11 protein-coding genes and 1 pseudogene are annotated in these 18,130 nt (G+C 41.5%); 3 read left to right on the top strand and 9 right to left on the bottom strand.

Annotation, left to right across the window (positions count from 1 at the left end):
* Positions 1 to 213: 213 nt before the first annotated feature.
* A complete protein-coding gene (locus N5852_RS07160) occupies positions 214 to 1,170 on the bottom strand; it encodes a uridine-preferring nucleoside hydrolase UriH (RefSeq protein ID WP_262097149.1) in 957 nt (318 codons plus the stop codon).
* A gap of 756 nt (positions 1,171 to 1,926) precedes the next feature.
* Between N5852_RS07160 and N5852_RS07165 the strand changes: the two genes are divergently transcribed.
* A complete protein-coding gene (locus tag N5852_RS07165) occupies positions 1,927 to 3,162 on the top strand; it encodes an RNA ligase RtcB family protein (RefSeq protein WP_262097150.1) in 1,236 nt (411 codons plus the stop codon).
* Complete coding sequence (gene prfH, locus N5852_RS07170; protein WP_262097151.1) at positions 3,155 to 3,775, top strand: peptide chain release factor H; 621 nt, start codon at positions 3,155 to 3,157, stop codon at positions 3,773 to 3,775. The genes N5852_RS07165 and prfH overlap by 8 nt, the downstream gene beginning before the upstream one ends.
* 43 nt (positions 3,776 to 3,818) lie before the next feature.
* Here prfH and cobS read toward each other — a convergent pair whose 3' ends face one another.
* Complete coding sequence (gene cobS, locus N5852_RS07175) at positions 3,819 to 4,589, bottom strand: adenosylcobinamide-GDP ribazoletransferase (protein WP_315973209.1); 771 nt, start codon at positions 4,587 to 4,589, stop codon at positions 3,819 to 3,821.
* Between the two features lie 97 nt (positions 4,590 to 4,686).
* Here cobS and cobT point away from each other — a divergent pair, with 97 nt between their 5' ends.
* On the top strand, positions 4,687 to 5,724 hold the full coding sequence (gene cobT / locus N5852_RS07180) for a nicotinate-nucleotide--dimethylbenzimidazole phosphoribosyltransferase (RefSeq protein ID WP_410004203.1): 1,038 nt from the start codon (positions 4,687 to 4,689) through the stop codon (positions 5,722 to 5,724).
* 270 nt (positions 5,725 to 5,994) lie between these two features.
* Here the strand turns inward: cobT and moaA are convergent, their stop codons facing one another.
* The 7 genes and pseudogenes from moaA to N5852_RS14695 form a co-directional block, all read right to left on the bottom strand.
* Entirely contained in the window at positions 5,995 to 7,026 is a 1,032-nt protein-coding gene (gene moaA, locus N5852_RS07185) for a GTP 3',8-cyclase MoaA (protein WP_262097152.1), read from the bottom strand.
* Positions 7,027 to 7,089: 63 nt separating this feature from the next.
* A complete protein-coding gene (locus N5852_RS07190) occupies positions 7,090 to 7,983 on the bottom strand; it encodes a peptidylprolyl isomerase (protein ID WP_262097153.1) in 894 nt (297 codons plus the stop codon).
* 434 nt (positions 7,984 to 8,417) lie between these two features.
* Positions 8,418 to 9,137 carry a respiratory nitrate reductase subunit gamma gene (gene narI / locus N5852_RS07195; RefSeq protein ID WP_182419331.1) on the bottom strand — a complete coding sequence of 240 codons (720 nt, stop codon included), beginning with the start codon at positions 9,135 to 9,137 and terminating at the stop codon, positions 8,418 to 8,420.
* Positions 9,138 to 9,148: 11 nt separating this feature from the next.
* Positions 9,149 to 9,850 (bottom strand): nitrate reductase molybdenum cofactor assembly chaperone, encoded by a 702-nt coding sequence (narJ, locus tag N5852_RS07200; protein WP_262099719.1) that lies wholly within the window; start codon positions 9,848 to 9,850, stop codon positions 9,149 to 9,151.
* Complete coding sequence (gene narH / locus N5852_RS07205) at positions 9,850 to 11,385, bottom strand: nitrate reductase subunit beta (protein ID WP_262097154.1); 1,536 nt, start codon at positions 11,383 to 11,385, stop codon at positions 9,850 to 9,852. The genes narJ and narH overlap by 1 nt, the downstream gene beginning before the upstream one ends.
* A complete protein-coding gene (locus tag N5852_RS07210) occupies positions 11,382 to 15,131 on the bottom strand; it encodes a nitrate reductase subunit alpha (RefSeq protein ID WP_262097155.1) in 3,750 nt (1,249 codons plus the stop codon). Before N5852_RS07210 ends, narH begins: the two co-directional genes overlap by 4 nt.
* Positions 15,128 to 17,871, bottom strand: a pseudogene (locus N5852_RS14695) (nitrate/nitrite transporter). Before N5852_RS14695 ends, N5852_RS07210 begins: the two are co-directional and overlap by 4 nt.
* Positions 17,872 to 18,130: the final 259 nt, after the last annotated feature.

The following is an 18,130-nucleotide window of genomic DNA, read 5'->3' on the forward strand; positions in this document are numbered from 1 at the left end:
AAAATTAGTATAATTTATAATTTAATTTCTATTTTTTGTCTATAGTCATAAAATCACAATATAGAAAATCGTGGTAAAAAATTGTTGTTTTTGGATAGCTTCAGAGGAGGTTTAAAAAGCCAAGAATAGTTTTAAATATCATGTCTTTTAACTACAGAATTCTTTACAACAAAAGTTGAAAAAAAGGGCATCAAAGATGCCCTAAAATTCCATTTAAATATTTACTTCACCGATGCGATTTAATGCATCTATGATGAGATCCCAAAAGCCTTCGCGATCGAGTTCTGTTGCTACTTGCGTATGGCAGCTTTCATCAACTGGGAAGCGGAAGTCTGCAACAGTCATACCAAGTGTTAGTGTTCCTGTAAGTTCAATATCTACTGGAACGCGCTTGGTCTTGATAAGATTTGGATTGATAACATAGGCTACAGCACAAGGATCATGCACTGGTGGCGCGGTAAAGCCTTGCGCTTCTTTATACATTTTGCCAAAAAATTCTAAAAGCTCCACAACAAATTGCGCAGGTTTTGTGCCAATAGCAGCAATTTTTTCGACAATATCGGGCGTTGCAAGTGCTTGATGGGTAAGATCAAGACCTACCATAGTGAGCGGCCATTTTTCGTTGAAGACGATATGAGCAGCTTCTGGATCGATTTTAATATTGAATTCTGCAACAGCACTCCAGTTACCAACGTGATAACCGCCACCCATTAGTACCACTTCTTTTACCCGTTCAGCAATGCGTGGTTCTTTACGAACTGCCATAGCAATATTGGTAAGGCCAGCGGTTGGTACGATTGTGATCGTTTTAGGCGGGTGTGACATAATTGTGTCAATGATGAGATCAACGCCATGGCGTGGATCAAGATTTAATGTTGGCTCTGGTAGTACGGGGCCATCAAGACCAGAATCACCATGAATATCTGGCGCAACTTCAATCGCGCGAATTAATGGGCGCACACAACCTGCTGCAAAAGGTACATTGGTAATATTAGCGATACGTGCAACTGCAAGTGCATTACGTGTAACTTTTTCAAGAGTCTGGTTACCTACTACCGTTGTTACCGCGACCAGTTCAATATTTGGATTGCCATGAGCTAACAACATGGCAATTGCATCATCATGACCTGGATCACAATCTAAAATGATTTTTTGTTTTGTCTCGCTCATAGCTTTACCCTTATATCTTACAGTGTTTTAATCTGACTTAAGTTTAATATATTTGGCATAGATTTTACAACGATTCATCCAGCCGCGAAAGTTGTTGAACAAAAACTTTGATAAACTTTTGACCATATGCTTGCAATATATTAAATTTGTAAATTCTAATATATAATTTTAAGTAATGTTCTATTAAAAAATGAAACTAAGAGCATAAAGGTGTTCACAACAAAAAGGTAGAATGTGGTCTAATCATCGATTGATGTAATTATACAACATAGAGTAGAATTGAATTTTAGCCAGTCTTTTCTTTGATATTTAATATTGTAAAATGTTTAACAATATGGTTATTGTCAATTGCACAGATATTGTTATCTGTAGTTTAATTTAAAATACTTATTATAGGAGGGCTAAAAATGAAAATAATTAATAATAAGCCCGCATTGGCTCAATAATAGCATTAAATAGCTTATTTAATTTTAATCTAAATTATTGATTATATTTTGCTTATTTGACGCTTTGCCTTACTTTCCAATTTAAATATTACATATAAGAGCTTGGTCTGTATTGATCGAGCTCATAAATTGGCAAATCTGGTTGTTATAAATACAATCTAACTGAAGGCTAGAAAATTGTGCCTCTGCCCATGAGCTTTGTGCTCATTTTCAAAAAATTATAAATATAATCTTTGCATATAATCAAGCTCTGTCAGTGCTCTAAAGCACTTTGGGCATTGATGTATCATGCTCCATTGGATCGTATATTATGGGCAATTTTCCTTTGGTACATAAACCAAAAAAACTACAATTGGCTAATGAGCCAAATAAATATAATTTAACAAAAGTAAATAACTATTTTTCCGATGATTTTTGGGTTGAAGGTAAAGCCCTACAACAGCTTGATCAATTAGCGTTAAATAGCAATATTAAAAAAATTTCAGCTTTTCCAGATTTGCACCCAGGTAAATATGGACCAGTTGGTGCCGCTATCTTGGCAGATAAAATCTATCCGATGCTGATAGGTAATGATATTGGTTGCGGTATGGGCTTTTTTGAGCTGGATATTCCAGTAAATAAATTGAAACTTGGCAAAATTACTAAACGTTGGCGCGCTTTGGAAAACGGTAATTTAGAAAATACTGAGTGCTATCTCAATGAAGCTAGGTTAGATGATAGCCATATCAATAAGCTTGGCACAATTGGTGGTGGTAACCATTTTTGCGAGTTGCAGGTGGTTGATGACATTTTTATGGACGGATATTTGGATAAAGCAAAAGCCTATTTGCTGGTTCATTCAGGGTCGCGTTCGTATGGCAATATGGTCTTTGATGAAATGGCAATGGGGGCAGCATTAGGTTTTGATGCACATAGTGAAGAGGGGATTGCATATCTTGCAGCCCATGATCGCGCTGTTGCCTATGCTGCTATTAATCGCCGTTTGATTGCTGAGCATGCTGCTACGCTTTTAAATGCTAATATGCGTCTTATTGTTGATGTACCACATAATCTAATAGAAGCAACAAAGGATGGTTTTCTGCATAGAAAAGGTGCAGCTAAAGCTAGCTTTTCACTCGTGCCAATAGCAGGCTCAAGAGCTTCCTTAAGTTATGTAGTGCAGCCAAGTGCTAATATTGAACAAGCCTTATGCTCCCTGTCTCACGGAGCAGGGCGCAAATATGATCGCCGATCAATGTTTGAGCGCGGTGCTAAAACGCGCTCAGCACGCGATGCTTTAAAACGCAATGATTGGGGGGGGCAACTTATTTGTGATGATAAAAAACTGCTTATTGAAGAGGGAGCTGATGCTTATAAGGAAGCAGGGCAGGTAGTGAAGCAATTGCAATCTTTTGATTTAGTTACACCTATTGCCGCTCTTCGCCCTCTTGTTACTTTTAAATGTGCTAATACTGAAAGTGAAGAAGGAAAAGGCATTAAAACATTGGGTAAAAAATCTAAAAAACCGTTTTTACGTGTACAAAAGAAAGGATGGTTCGATGTCTAGTGCAACATTATTTGTAACAAGCGGCATGGGGCCAGCCGAATGTCGAATGGCGCTTTCATTTTTCTTACAAAAAATTGAACTTGAAGCAAAGGAAAAGTCCCTTAATATCGAAATAACAGTCAATCAAAAAGGGCAAAAAAATGGACCAGCATCGGCAATTATTGTTTTATATGGCGATGAAGCAAATAATCTTGCCAAAAGCGTGACTGGATCAATTTGTTTTAGCTTTACAAGTCCAAGGCGGCCAAATCACAAAAGGAAAAATTGGTTTATTGGTGTAAATCGAATTGATGATTTGATGCTTGAACCTGATATTGCTATTAATCAATGTGATATTCGTTTTGAGACATTGCGAGCAGGTGGCCCAGGTGGCCAGCATCAAAATACGACCGATAGTGCGGTGCGAGTGATTCATTTACCAACAGGTTTTATGACGGTTGCAAGAGAAGAGCGCTCACAACACCGTAATAAAGCCATTGCTGTAAAAAGATTGGCAACCATGCTAGCCCTTTTGAAAAACGATGCAGAAGAAAGTCGTAAGCAAAAGATGTTTCTTCAACACCGTCAATTAGAGCGTGGCAATCCAATTCGTCATTATAAGATGGAAAATTAACAACGCTATAACTTGCCCGATCTTTAAACCAGATTGGGCAAGTTTAAAATATTGAAACGCCGATGAGAAAGGCCAGCGCGGATATTTGCTGCAATGCGCCAAGGCAATCGCCGGTGATGCCAGCGATCTTACACTTGCAAAGCTGCATGAATAAAAAGGCTGTAAGGGCGGTTAGCAGACATGAAAGTATAAAATGAAAGAGGTTGAAAAACGGTACAATAAGAACAAAAAGTAATAGAATTCCTATAATTAAACCGCGTCCCATATTGCTTTGACTGGGTGCACCCGATGCAACAGCAACGCCATTGGCCTTCGCAAATGGCAAACTATACCAAAGCCAAATCATCATTGTGCGACTTATTGTTTCAGCACCAACCAAGCCAATGAATGCACAGCTTATACTAAATTGTGTAGCTAGATTATTCAATAAGGATATTTTTAGCGTAATTGATAAGATAAGTGACAAAGCACCAAAAACGCCAATGCGCGAATCTTTCATAATTTCAAGGCGCTGGTTGCGATCTTTGGGAGCAAAAAAACCATCGAAAGTATCGCTTAAGCCGTCTTCATGAAGGGCTCCAGTTAAAAATATAATAGCGATTGTGCTGATAATAGCAGCGACTAAATTTCCTAAGTTTAAAAATATCGCAATTAAAAAAAATGCAGCACCAAATAGACCAATCAGAAAACCTGCAATTGGAAAGCTTGCAGCGTCATCGCTTGGCAAATATGCCCCCTTAAACCATCTTTTATTGATTGGTAAACGAGTGAGGAAGCCTAAACTTCGACATATTGATGCAATAATCGCCAACAAGATAGTAAGATCCTTTGAAAAATCAAATTGAAAAGCGTATAAACCAACGCAAAGAGATTCACATTTATAACAATTAGAAGTCTAGCAGGATATTCTCGTGAGCAATATGGCAAGCCCCTTTGATGATTTTCGTGCGCTTTTGCACAATCTTCCAGAACAAAACCAAGAATCTATGGCGCAAGCGCGTCTGCGTCAGCAACAATTAACCAAGCCAGTCGGTTCGCTTGGCCGTTTGGAAGATATTGCCATTTGGCTTGCGGGTTGGCGTGGTCAAGATAAACCAGTAATTACTCGCCCATTAGTTGCGGTTTTTGCTGGTAATCATGGTGTGGTTGAAGAAAATGTAACGCCTTTTCCGCAAACGGTTACTCGTCAAATGGTTGATAACTTCGCAGCAGGCGGTGCGGCTATTAATCAGATTTGCATTACCAATGATTTAGGCCTTAAGATTTATGATCTTGCTCTTGATTATCCAACCATGAACATCACCAAAGATGCAGCAATGGATGTGCGCGGTTGTGCTGCAACCATGGCTTTTGGTATGGAATCGATTGCTGGTGGCACTGATCTTTTATGCATTGGTGAAATGGGCATTGGCAATACAACCGTTGCCGCTGCACTTTCTTGTGGTTTGTTTGGTGGCGATGTTGAAGAATGGGTGGGACCTGGTACGGGCTCTACAGGCGATTATTTCACCCGTAAGGTTGAAGCTGTTCGCAAAGCTGTGATGCGCAATGAAGGTCATTTAGACGACCCGTTCGAGGTATTGCGCCGCTTAGGTGGTCGTGAATTTGCAGCAATTGTGGGGGCAATTCTTGCCGCACGCATGGAGAAAATTCCAGTTATCTTGGACGGTTATGTCGTAACTGCTGCAGCGGCGGTTCTTTATCGCTGCTTACCAGCTGCTCTAGATCATTGCATGGTTGGCCAATTATCAAGCGAACCCGGCCATAAAAAACTATTGGATATTATGGGTAAGAAACCGATTCTTGATCTTGGTATGCATTTAGGTGAAGGTACTGGTGCGGCATTAGCAGCAGGTATTGTAAAAGCTGCAACGCTTTGCCATAGCCAAATGGCAACATTTGATCAGGCTGGCATTGATAAAAAGGCCGCTCCTCAATTTGATGCTTAAAACTAAATAGTTGTATTAGACCGATTAAGAAAAGCACTTTGGTGATTATTCACCAAAGTGCTTTTTTGTTGAGCTATATTAAATTGAGCTACCGAAGAAATTATTCTACTTTAATTTTTTCACAACTAAACATAAGCGGAAACTATTATAGCTTCATTCTTTGGTTGATTTAGCTTTATTTTCAAATAGCTGTGTGATTATAAGGCGAAAAAATTATGTAAGCCCACAAAAACCAAAAGATAAATGTGTTAAAGTGAAGGTTTAAAATGTCTAACCGCCAAGTTCGGACATATGACGAGCAATTCCAAAGACTTTGTCTTTTTCTATTAAAAAATCATGTCCCTTTGGCTTTCCTGCAATTGCCGAATATATTTTTTCAATCAAATGATCATTTGCTTCACTTGAACGTAGAACTTCGCGCAACTCGACCATACCAGTTTGTCCCATGCAGGGATATAAACGCCCTGTCGAGCCTATGCGAACGCGATTGCAATTGGAGCAGAAATCACAAGACAGTGGTGTAATAAAACCAAGCTGTCCGCCGGTTTCTTCAACTGTGACATAGCGTGCCGGACCGCCGGAGCTTTTAGCCGATGCGTTAAGCGTCCAACGTTGTGACAGACTTTCGCGTAGCTTAGTCAATGAAAGATGGGTTTCAGCGCGATCATGTCCCGTGTAGCCAAGCGGCATTTCTTCAATTAATGTAAGGTCCATGTTGCGCGCATGGGCAAAACGAATAAGTTCATCAACCTCACTTAAAAAATGCCCATTCATAGCAACGGTATTTATTTTAACTTTCAGCCCTGCTTCAAGTGCCGCGTCAATACCGCGAAAAACTTTAGCAATATCACCCAGTCTGGTTATATCTTCATAACGGGCAGGGTTCAGCGTATCCAATGAAATATTGACCCGCTTGACGCCATGGGACGCAAGTTCGCCTGCGTAGCGGTCAAGTAATGTGCCATTGGTGGTTAATGTTAGTTCATCAAGGTCTTTGCCAATATGGGGTGCAAGCATGGCAAATAACTGCATGATACCACGACGAACCAATGGTTCGCCACCGGTAAGGCGAATTTTTTTAATACCAAGATTAATCATGGTTGAAGAAACACGATAGAGTTCTTCAACGGTCAATAGTTCTTTTTTGGGCAAAAACACCATGTCTTCAGACATGCAATAAACACAACGCAAATCACAACGATCTGTAACAGAAAGACGCAAATAGCTTACATTTCGTCCAAAGCCATCTTGTAATTGCGAAGGCTTTACTGCTGATTTATTGTTTTTGATTGGGTCATGCATGTCTTTAACTTTCAATAAGTGTAATCACAAATATCACACTTCTAAAGTGAACGTAAATATCATTTATTGCACAAGTGGACCTTCAGATGGCAAGACTTCAATACCTTCAATTTTCGCATTTCCGGCCAAAATTAAAATATATTGTGAAACTGCACGCGACCAGCTTGATGCCTCCAGCCAAGCACTGACACGATCTTTTACCGCCTCAAAAGGAAGAGGGGTTCCTGGAATTTTACGAATAATGTCAACGACATGAAAGCCGTAACGGGTTTCAACCGGATTTTTAATTAGTCCAGCACCTTCAGCAATTTTTAATGCTTGTTCAAATTCGGGTACCGTACTACCAGTGGTTAATTGTCCAAGGTTGCCACCATGCATAGAAGAAGGACAATCAGAATATTCTTTTGCAAGCTCATCAAAACGTGATGGGCTTAATTCAAGGTTGCGGATGATTTCCGTGGCAATCGTTTTTGCGCCCTCACGGTCAGCCTGCACTTTAGGATCAGCACTAATAAGAATATGGCGCGCTTCTACAATCATATCAGACAAAAAGCGGGCGGTATTATTGCTGTAAAAGCGTTGGCAATCCTCAATGGTTGCATTTGGAACGGATATTTCTTGATCCATTAATTTACTGATTGCAATATCTTGCGGTGTATCACTACGCTGGTCGCTGATTAGATCATCGCTATAAAGATTGAGGCGTTTTGCTTCTTGTAATAATAATTCGCGGATAACCAATGCGCGTGCTGCTGCTGTAAGCGCTTCGCCAGGATTTTCAGCTGGATGGTTTTGTGCTTCTGCCAAAATATCTGCTTCTTCTATAGCAATGCCATTTACACTAATTTGGTTGAAAACTGGCTTTGCTTTTGGCGGAATACGAGTGTCAATATCCTGTTTTTTGCTATAGGGTTTTGGTGTATTATCTTCGGTTTTACTATTAAAAAGGGTTACCATAATTTACTCCATAGCGTTTGCAGGGTCTTTTATCAAAGATAATAAAACAAGTTTTTAATGTTTGTTATATTCGTAATAAAAACCGTATTTTTTATAATAGTTATAACTTAAATTCTGGTTGTGTCGCTAAAATTAGTAAAAATAATAGAATTTTTAACCGAAGTTTATCGACTTATCGGCGTTAAACGCATGATTAAACAAGTTGTTCCCAATTTGGAACAAAATCTAAAATTTAAACCATGGTCCTGCATTTGATTTAGGCTTGGCACCCTCAAGATGCGGGGAAAACTTGAGGGTGCCAAAACAGTTTAACTTCTAAGCCATTATTAAAATGGCTTTTCGAGTTTTTGTTTTTTAAAAAAGATATGAAAATTTTATTCTAAAGGGTGGGGATCCTTTAACGGGTGTATGGGAGGTAAAGGATCCCCTAACTGTTATTCTGCGGGTTCACGCACCATAGGTGCATTTTTTTCAGCCTTACGAACAATTTGATAACCTGGGCGCCAAATATAACGGACAGGAACGCTCAACATATGAACAAGACGAGTGAATGGGAAAACCAGAAGAATAGTAAGTCCAAGGAAAATATGCAGTTTGAACACAGCCGCTGTATCAATAATATAGCTTGATGCTGCAATGTTGAATGTAAAGATACCTTGAGCCCAATTCATAAATTTCACCATTTCATGACCATCAAGATGTCCAAGTGATAAAGGAATGGTTAGAAGACCAAGCATCAATTGAATCCAAAGTAAAATGATAATCATTGTATCAGAAAAACTTGAATTGGCGCGAACACGGGCATCAAACAAGCGGCGGTGAACAAGTAATGTTGCACCAACAATACCCATAGTACCAGCAACACCGCCAAGACAAATAGCTAGTAATTGCTTGAATGTATGGCTAATTCCTAATGCATCAAAAAGTGCAAGAGGTGTAAGCAGACCAACAAGATGGCCGCCAAAAATCAACAATACACCGACATGGAATAAAACCGAACCCCAGATAAGCTGTTTGCGTCTTAATAATTGGCTTGATCCTGAACGCCAAGTATAGGGATCAAGATCATAACGGGCAATACAGCCTAGGACCAAAACAGTGAGGGCAATATAGGGATAGATCCCAAATAAAAGTGTATTAATATACGAATACATGGGGTGTCTCCTTAATGATGGCTATGGGTCGCGTCGCGATTTGCCGCCCGCAGCCTTGTACGTAAACGATCTGGTCCGCAGGCGTTTTCACCTTGATTTGCACCAAATGTTACGGCTTCTTCTTCCCAGATGCGGTCAAGCGCTTCAAGGTCGTTTGGATCATCTTCTTCCATATTGCGAAGTTCATCTAGCAATGCCTTATCAGCGCCACCATTTGAAAGGGCTTCCAATGCGGTAAATGCTGCTGCATAAGGAGAATTGCGCTTTTGTAAACGCTCGCCGATTGCTGTTACAATGTGCAAGATATCGCTAATGGATTGACGAGCTTCATCTGCGGTTCTTGTTGAAAGATATTCAAGGAACATGGGCAGATAGTCAGGCAATTCACTGGCATTAATTTCAAGGCCAGCTTCTTCATACATGATTTTCAAATCAACCATCGCTTGTCCACGATCACGGCTTTCGCCGTGAACATGTTCAAAAAGATGTAATGAGAGTGAGCGTGTACGGTCAAACAAAGTGACATATTCTTCTTGGCTTTCGAAAATATCACGTTCACCAAGGGTTGCGATCAGTTGTTTGACCTTAGCTAATGTTTGCGCATCAAGCTCACTTGTCTCTTCTAACGTTGCCGCAAGAAGGCTAGCATCATTCTTTAGTGATTCTTCAGGGTAAGCTAATAGAATGGATAGAATTTTAAGATCCGTATGCATCATGCGCTCTCCTTCAACATTCCGCTTGCTGTATGGTGGCGAGGTTTTTTGCTACCAAAAAGCTCAGCAGTAGAACTACTACCTGAACAACCATTACCAAATGAAAATCCGCAAGATCCACGTATTTCATAGGCATCTTCACTGACTTCGCGATGGGCTGTTGGCACCACAAAGCGGTCTTCATAATTAGCAATCGCCATGACATGATACATGTGTTCAATCATTTCGCGGTCCATGCCAACTTTTTCTGGAATTGATGGATCAATCACGCCATCAACTGTTTTTGCACGCATATAAGCACGCATGGCTAGCATACGTTCAAGCGCTGAAATAACTGGCTCTTCCTTACCTGCGGTTAAAAGATTGGCCAAATATTTTACTGGAATACGCAATGAGCGAACATTTGGAATGAAATCATCCATTTCAATTTTACCAGCTTCAGCTGCTGACTGCAGTGGTGAAAGTGGTGGAATATACCAAACCATTGGCAAGGTGCGATATTCTGGATGAAGTGGGAAAGCCACTTTCCATTCCATTGCCATCTTATAAACGGGTGAATTCTTTGCAGCGTCCAACCATTCTTCAGAAATACCATCCTTGCGAGCCTGATCAATTACAGCTGGATCATTGGGATCCAAGAACATCTTCAATTGCTCTTCGTAAAGATCTTCTTCGCTCATAGTGCTGGCTGCATCAGAAATCTTGTCGGCATCATAAAGAATAACACCAAGGTAACGAATACGTCCAACGCAGGTTTCAGAGCAAACTGTTGGCTGACCACTTTCAATACGTGGATAGCAGAAAATGCATTTTTCTGATTTACCAGAAGACCAGTTATAATAAATCTTCTTATAAGGGCAGCCAGAAACACACATGCGCCAACCACGGCACTTATCTTGATCGATTAAAACGATTCCATCATTGTCGCGCTTATAAATAGCGCCTGATGGGCATGATGCAACGCAAGCAGGATTGAGGCAATGTTCGCAAAGGCGTGGCAAATACATCATGAATGTATTTTCAAATTGTCCATAAATGTCTTTTTGAACGCCGTTAAAGTTATAATCCTTTGAGCGCTTTTCAAATTCGCCACCAAGAATTTCTTCCCAGTTTGGACCCCATTCAATTTTTTCCATGCGCTGTCCGCTAATTTTTGAGCGCGGACGAGCAACTGGCATTGCTTTGCTTTCCTTAGCGGTTTGCAAATGCTCATAGTCAAAATCAAATGGTTCATAATAATCATCAATTTCAGGTAGGTCAGGATTGGCAAAAATCTTTGCCAATACCCGCCATTTTGAACCGATTTTAGGTTCTAGCTTACCGTTAGACTTTCTAACCCAGCCGCCGTTCCAACGTTTTTGGTTTTCCCAATCCTTCGGAAAACCAATGCCTGGCTTTGATTCAACATTGTTGAACCAAGCATATTCTACGCCTTCACGATTTGTCCAAACATTTTTACATGTCACCGAACAGGTGTGACAGCCGATACATTTGTCCAAATTGAGGACCATACCTATTTGTGCGCGGACCTTCATTGTGCCGCCTCCTTTGCTGCATGTTCGGGTAATTCATCATCCAACCAATCAACTTTTGCTAATTTGCGAACGACGACGAATTCATCACGGTTAGCACCAACCGTGCCGTAATAGTTAAAGCCATAAGAAAGTTGAGCATAGCCACCAATCATATGGGTTGGTTTAGTAATAACGCGGGTAACCGAGTTATGGATACCGCCACGTTGGCCGGTTAATGGTGAGCCGGGGACGTTAACAATTTTTTCTTGCGCATGGTACATGAACATTGTTCCGTCTTTCATGCGTTGTGAAACAACTGCACGGGCAACCAAGGCACCATTACTGTTATAAACTTCAACCCAGTCATTATCGACAATGCCAGCACGCTTGGCATCTGGCTCTGAAATCCAGACAACTGGGCCACCGCGGTTAAGCGTAAGCATAAGCAAGTTATCAGAATAGGTTGAATGGATACCCCATTTTTGGTGAGGTGTGATGAAGTTCAAAACAAGATGTGGCTGCCCATCGGCTTTGGCTTCTAATGCAGGTGTTACAGTCTTGGTATCAATAGGAGGACGGTAAACGCAGAAGGCTTCACCAAATGCCCGCATCCATAAATGATCCTGATAAAGCTGTTGACGGCCACTAATTGTACGCCAAGGAATAAGCTCGTGAACATTGGTATAGCAAGCATTGTAGCAAACTTCTTCAGATTCAAGCCCTGACCATGTAGGTGAAGAAATGATCTTACGCGGTTGGGCGACAATATCACGATAGCGAATTTTTTCATCTTCTTTTGGGATAGCAAGATGGGTATGGTCGCGACCAGTAATTTTACTTAAAGCAGACCATGCTTTAACTGCAACTTCACCATTTGTTTCCGGCGCAAGCGACAACACAACTTCTGTTGCATCAATATCGCTTTCAATCTTAGGCATACCTTTAGTTACGCCTTCTTCTTCCACAACACCGTTAAGTTTTGCGAGGAAGTCAACTTCATGATCAGTATTCCAAGCAATACCTTTACCGCCATTACCAATGTTTTTAAGTAATGGTCCAAGAGCTGTAAAGCGCTTATAAAGATTTGGATAGTCGCGTTCTACAACAGCAACTGTTGGCATTGTCTTACCAGGAATTGGTTCGATTTCGCCTCTTTTCCAATCTTTAACATCAAAAGGCTGTGCAAGTTCATTTGGAGTATCATGCAGAGTTGGTACAAGAACAACGTCTTTTTCAACACCAAGGACTTCTGGAGCAATCTCAGAAAAGCGCTTTGCAATGCCTTTAAAGATTTCCCAGTCACTGCGTGCTTCCCATGCAGGATCGGCAGCACTTGATAAAGGATGGATGAAAGGATGCATATCTGAGGTGTTAAGGTCGTTCTTTTCATACCATGTTGCGGTAGGCAAGACGATGTCAGAATATACACAAGTTGTGGACATACGGAAATCGAGCGTTACCAAAAGATCTAGTTTACCCTCTGGAGCTTCATCATGCCAAACAGCTTCAACCGAGCCGGCACGACCTTCTTCACCCAAATCCTTGCCAAGTACACCATTTGAAGTGCCAAGCAAATGCTTGAGGAAATATTCATGTCCCTTACCTGATGAACCAAGCAGATTTGAGCGCCAAACAAACATATTGCGTGGCCAATTTACTTCCGCATCTGGATCTTCACATGACATTTTCAATTTGCCTGATTTTAGGCTTTGTGCCACAAAATCCTTAGGCTCCATGCCAGCTTCTTGAGCTTGTTTTGCAAGATCAAGTGGATTGGTTTCAAGCTGCGGTGCAGATGGCAACCAGCCCATACGTTCAGCTCTGATATTATAATCAATTAATGAGCCTTCCCAAGGACCTTCAGGCGCAGTCGGTGAAAGCAAATCGCTTACCTTAACTGTTTCATAACGCCATTGATCGGTATGGGCATAGAAGAATGATGTTGAATTCATGTGGCGTGGTGGGCGCGCCCAGTCAAGACCAAATGCAAGAGGTGTCCAACCGGTTTGCGGACGGAGCTTTTCTTGTCCAACATAGTGGCTCCAACCACCACCAGATTGACCAATACAACCACACATAATCAGCATATTAATAATGCCGCGGTAGTTCATGTCCATATGGTACCAGTGATTCAAACCAGCGCCAAGAATTACCATTGAACGACCATTGGTCTTTTCAGCATTACGCGCAAATTCACGAGCAACAGAAATAATATTTGCACGTGGTACGCCAGTAATTTTTTCGGCCCAAGCTGGGGTGTAAGGAATGTTTTCATCATAGCTTGTGGCGCAGTTAGGGTCTTTGAAACCGCGTTCAAGACCATAATTAGCAACAAACAAGTCAAAGACTGTCGCAACCATAACTTCCCCCTCAGGAAGTTTCAATTTGCGGGCAGGGACCTTGCGTGTAAGGATGCTGTCGTGGTCTGTGCCTTCAAAATAATCATGTTCCTTATTGCCAAAATAAGGGAAATCAACATCTGCAACGGCATCATGGTCACCTTCAAGCATAAAGCTCATTTCCAAAGTGATGTCGCGACCCTTGCCATCTTTTTGTTCAAGGTTCCATTTGCCATCTTCACCCCAACGGAAACCAGCAGAGCCAGTTGGTGCAACATATTCGCCAGTTAAACTATCAACCGCAATTGTTTTCCATTCTGGGTTATTGTCTTCACCAAGGTTTTTATCAAAATCTGAAGCACGCAATAGACGGTCAGGAATATAATGACCATTTTTGCCAGTAAGGCGAACAAGCATTGGCATGTCTGTATAACGGCGGCAATAATCATCAAAATATTCAGCTTGGCGGTCAAGATGGAATTCACGCAAAATAACATGACCAAATGCCATTGAAAGGGCGGCATCAGTACCTTGTTTTGGATGAAGCCACATATCAGCAAATTTGGCTGCTTCAGAATAGTCTGGACAAACGACAACTGATTTTGCGCCTTTATAACGAGCTTCGCTATAAAAATGCGCATCCGGTGTACGCGTTTGCGGAACATTCGAACCCCAAAGCATCAAGAAGCCAGCATTATACCAGTCAGCTGATTCAGGAACGTCGGTTTGTTCGCCCCATGTCATTGGTGAGGCTGGTGGCAAATCGCAATACCAGTCATAGAAGGACATGCAAGTACCGCCAAGCAATGACAAGTAACGTGCACCAGCAGCATATGAGATCATTGACATTGCAGGAATTGGTGAGAAACCAATAACGCGATCTGGACCATATTTGCGCACAGTGTAGGCATTTGCCGCTGCAATAATCTCGTTCATTTCTGCCCAAGTTGCACGCACAAATCCACCAAGACCACGAACCTTTTGGTACTCGCGACGTTTTTCAGAGCTTTCCTGAATTGCAGCCCATGCACCAATGGGTGTTTTAAGAACGCGCTCGGTACGCCAAAGTTTTAAAAGGCGTGCACGAATAAGTGGGTACTTAACGCGGTTTGCTGAATACATATACCAGCTATAGCTTGCGCCGCGCGGACAACCGCGTGGTTCATGGTTTGGAAGATCAGGCCGGGTACGTGGGTAATCGGTTTGTTGGGTTTCCCAAGTAACGATACCGCCTTTTACATAGATTTTCCATGAACATGAACCCGTGCAATTTACACCATGGGTTGAGCGAACGATTTTGTCATACTGCCAACGCTTGCGATAACTATCTTCCCAGCTGCGGTCTTCATCGGTTGTTATACCATGGCCTTGGGAAAATTTTTCACGCTTATGGGCAAGAAAGTTGAGACGATCGAGTAAATTACTCATTTGTTTTGGTCTCCTGTCGATTGGATACGCTTTGCGCGTTGACCTTCAATGTGTAGTATTGCGCCCTTACGGGTGTAGCAAAACCAAGTAATAAAAAGGCAGATGAGGTAGAAAATTAGGAAGCCGAAAAGAGCTGCTTGTGGACCACCATAATAAAGCTTTGAAGCGTTAAAGCTGATTGGGATGATGAAGAAAGCATAAGCAGCGATTGCAGCAGTAAAACCAGTGATTGCAGCAGATTCACGCTCTGTTTGATGGCGTTTTTGTTCAGTTGTTGCATTTGGCATAGTGTTATCAATAACGCGGCTCATAATGGCTGGAATCATTTGGAATGTAGATGCATTACCAACGCCCGTTGCAAAGAATAGCACCATGAATGAGGTAAAGAAGCCACCAAAAGCAATTGGATTTTCTGGATTTGCCACAAAGTAGAGTGCAGCAAGAAGAGCAGCCATCATAATGATGAAAGAAATCAATGTCACACGGCCACCGCCAACGCGGTCACTCAAGCCACCGGAACCAGCACGTGCAAGAGCTGAAATTAATGGCCCCAAGAAAACATAATTAAGAACATTTACTTCAGGGAAAGTAACTTTCATCAAAAGAGGAAATGCAGCAGCAAAACCGATAAACGAACCAAATGTACCCATGTAAAGAACGCACATTAACCAGTTGTCTTTGCGCTTAAAAATAATTGCCTGATCAGCGAATGAAGCTTTAGCATCAGCAATATCATTCATACCAAACCAGCTAGCAATCGTACAAATAATGATGAAAGGCACAAAAACAAACGCGCCATTTTGTAACCAGATTGATGATGTTGCACCATTAGCTTGGGTGATTGTCTGTGGGTTGCCGCCGAGCCAGCCAAAAACGCTAGTGGCGATAACAAGGGGAACAACCAATTGAACAACTGATACACCAAGGTTACCAATGCCAGCATTTAAGCCCATTGCTTTACCTTTTTCGCTCTTTGGGTAGAAAAAGGAAATATTAGCCATTGATGATGAGAAGTTGCCGCCACCAAAGCCACAAAGCAATGAAAGTGCAACCATAACCCAATAAGGAGTTTCTGGGTTTTGTACGGCAAAACCAATACCAATTGCAGGAATTAGAAGCGATGCAGTGGTAAGAGCTGTCCAACGACGGCCACCGAAAATTGGTACCATAAACGAATAGAAAATGCGTAGAGTACCGCCTGAAAGACCGGGAAGAGCTGCAAGCCAAAACAATTGCGTTGCTGTATAATTAAAGCCAGCTTTAGGCAGTTCTGATACGGTTACGGACCAAACTTGCCAAATAGCAAAAGCTAAAAGAAGTGCAGGAATTGAGATCCAAAGATTTTTGTTAGCTATTGCTCGACCAGTCCGTTGCCAGAATGACGCATCTTCAGGGTTCCAAGTGGTTAGAACGTATTTATTATTAGGATTAGACATTAGCGTAGCTCCGGAAATTCGGCAAGGGTTTCACCCATTTCGGCAAGGCGTTGTTGTTCCATGCGGCGGATTGAAAAATGCATCCAAAGGAGGGAAACGGCGGCAATTGCGAAAAGCACCATAAAACAAGTAGTATAGACGCCGGTAATTTCAAGAATCTTTCCAAAAATGATAGGTAGTATAAAGCCGCCAAGACCACCAATCATACCGACCAGACCACCAACAGCACCAACATTTTCAGGGAAATAAACCGGAATATGCTTATAAACTGCTGCCTTGCCAAGTGCCATGGCGAAGCCAAGGATAAACACAATAATGGTGAAGGTAATGTAACCTGTTGCCATATGGAACGAGATTGGACCATTTATGCTTTCAATAGTATATTGTGTTGGCGGGTAACAAAGGAAAAAGGATGTGATAACCGATACAGTAAGCGTCCAATACATAACCTTACGAGCGCCAAGTGTATCAGAAAGATAACCACCGTAAATACGGAACAAACTTGCAGGGATTGAGAAAAATGCAGCAACAATACCTGCGGTTCTTAAATCAAACGCATAAACATTCATAAGATATTTAGGAAGCCATGCAGCAAGGGCGATAAAGCCACCAAAAACAAAGAAATAATACAGTGAAAAGCGCCATACTTGCAATTTGGCGAGCGGGGAAAGCTCTAGCCAGCTGCTATTAGGCTTTTGACCACTTTTACGTTGTGCAACAAGTGTAGGATCGTCTTTGGTAAAGACAAAGAATACAATACCAGTCACAGCAAGAGCTATGGCCCAAACAATTGCCACTGCATGCCAGCCACCGCCAATATTAGAAACAGTTGGTGCAAAAAGCTTTGTAACGGCTGCGCCAACATTGCCAGCGCCGAAAATACCAAGTGCGAGACCAAGGCGCGGGCTACCTTTAAACCAACGAGCAACATAAGCAACGCCAGAGGAAAAGGCACCACCAGCAAGACCGATACCAAGAGCTGCTAGAAGCATTTGATTATAGGTCGTGGCAAAGGTCAGTAGATAAGTAGCAATAGCAGCTAGAAGCATTGTTATAAGAGTAACAAGACGTCCACCATATTGTTCGGACCAGATGCCGAGCGGAATACGAACGAGCGAACCGGTTAAAATTGGTGTACCAACTAAGAGTCCAAATTGGCTTTGGGATAAACCTAACTGGTCTTGGATCTGAACGCCGATAATTGCGAATATAGTCCAGATGGCGAAACAAATGGTAAAAGCAAAAGTGCTCAACCATAACGCGGAGTTTTGCCCAGCGGGGGCCTTGATTTGTTTGTTTTCCATTTTTTTGTCCAGCAAATTTAGTCTGGTTAAAACGCAACACCAAAAAATTGGTTGCGTCGATGCTGGCAATATGGACCTAGAATAAATACAGTCGTTGATTTGAATCAATCTAAAGAAGGAAAGATAGCCGAACGTTATGCATTTGATTTTATTGAATCTGTATATGATTAATATGGAATATACGATTGATTTTTATTATTGCTCTAATTGATCTATATCAATTTACTGTTTAGCATTTAAGAAGTGAATCGATTGCTTA

This window comes from Bartonella sp. HY328, from assembly GCF_025449335.1.
GTDB lineage: Bacteria > Pseudomonadota > Alphaproteobacteria > Rhizobiales > Rhizobiaceae > HY038.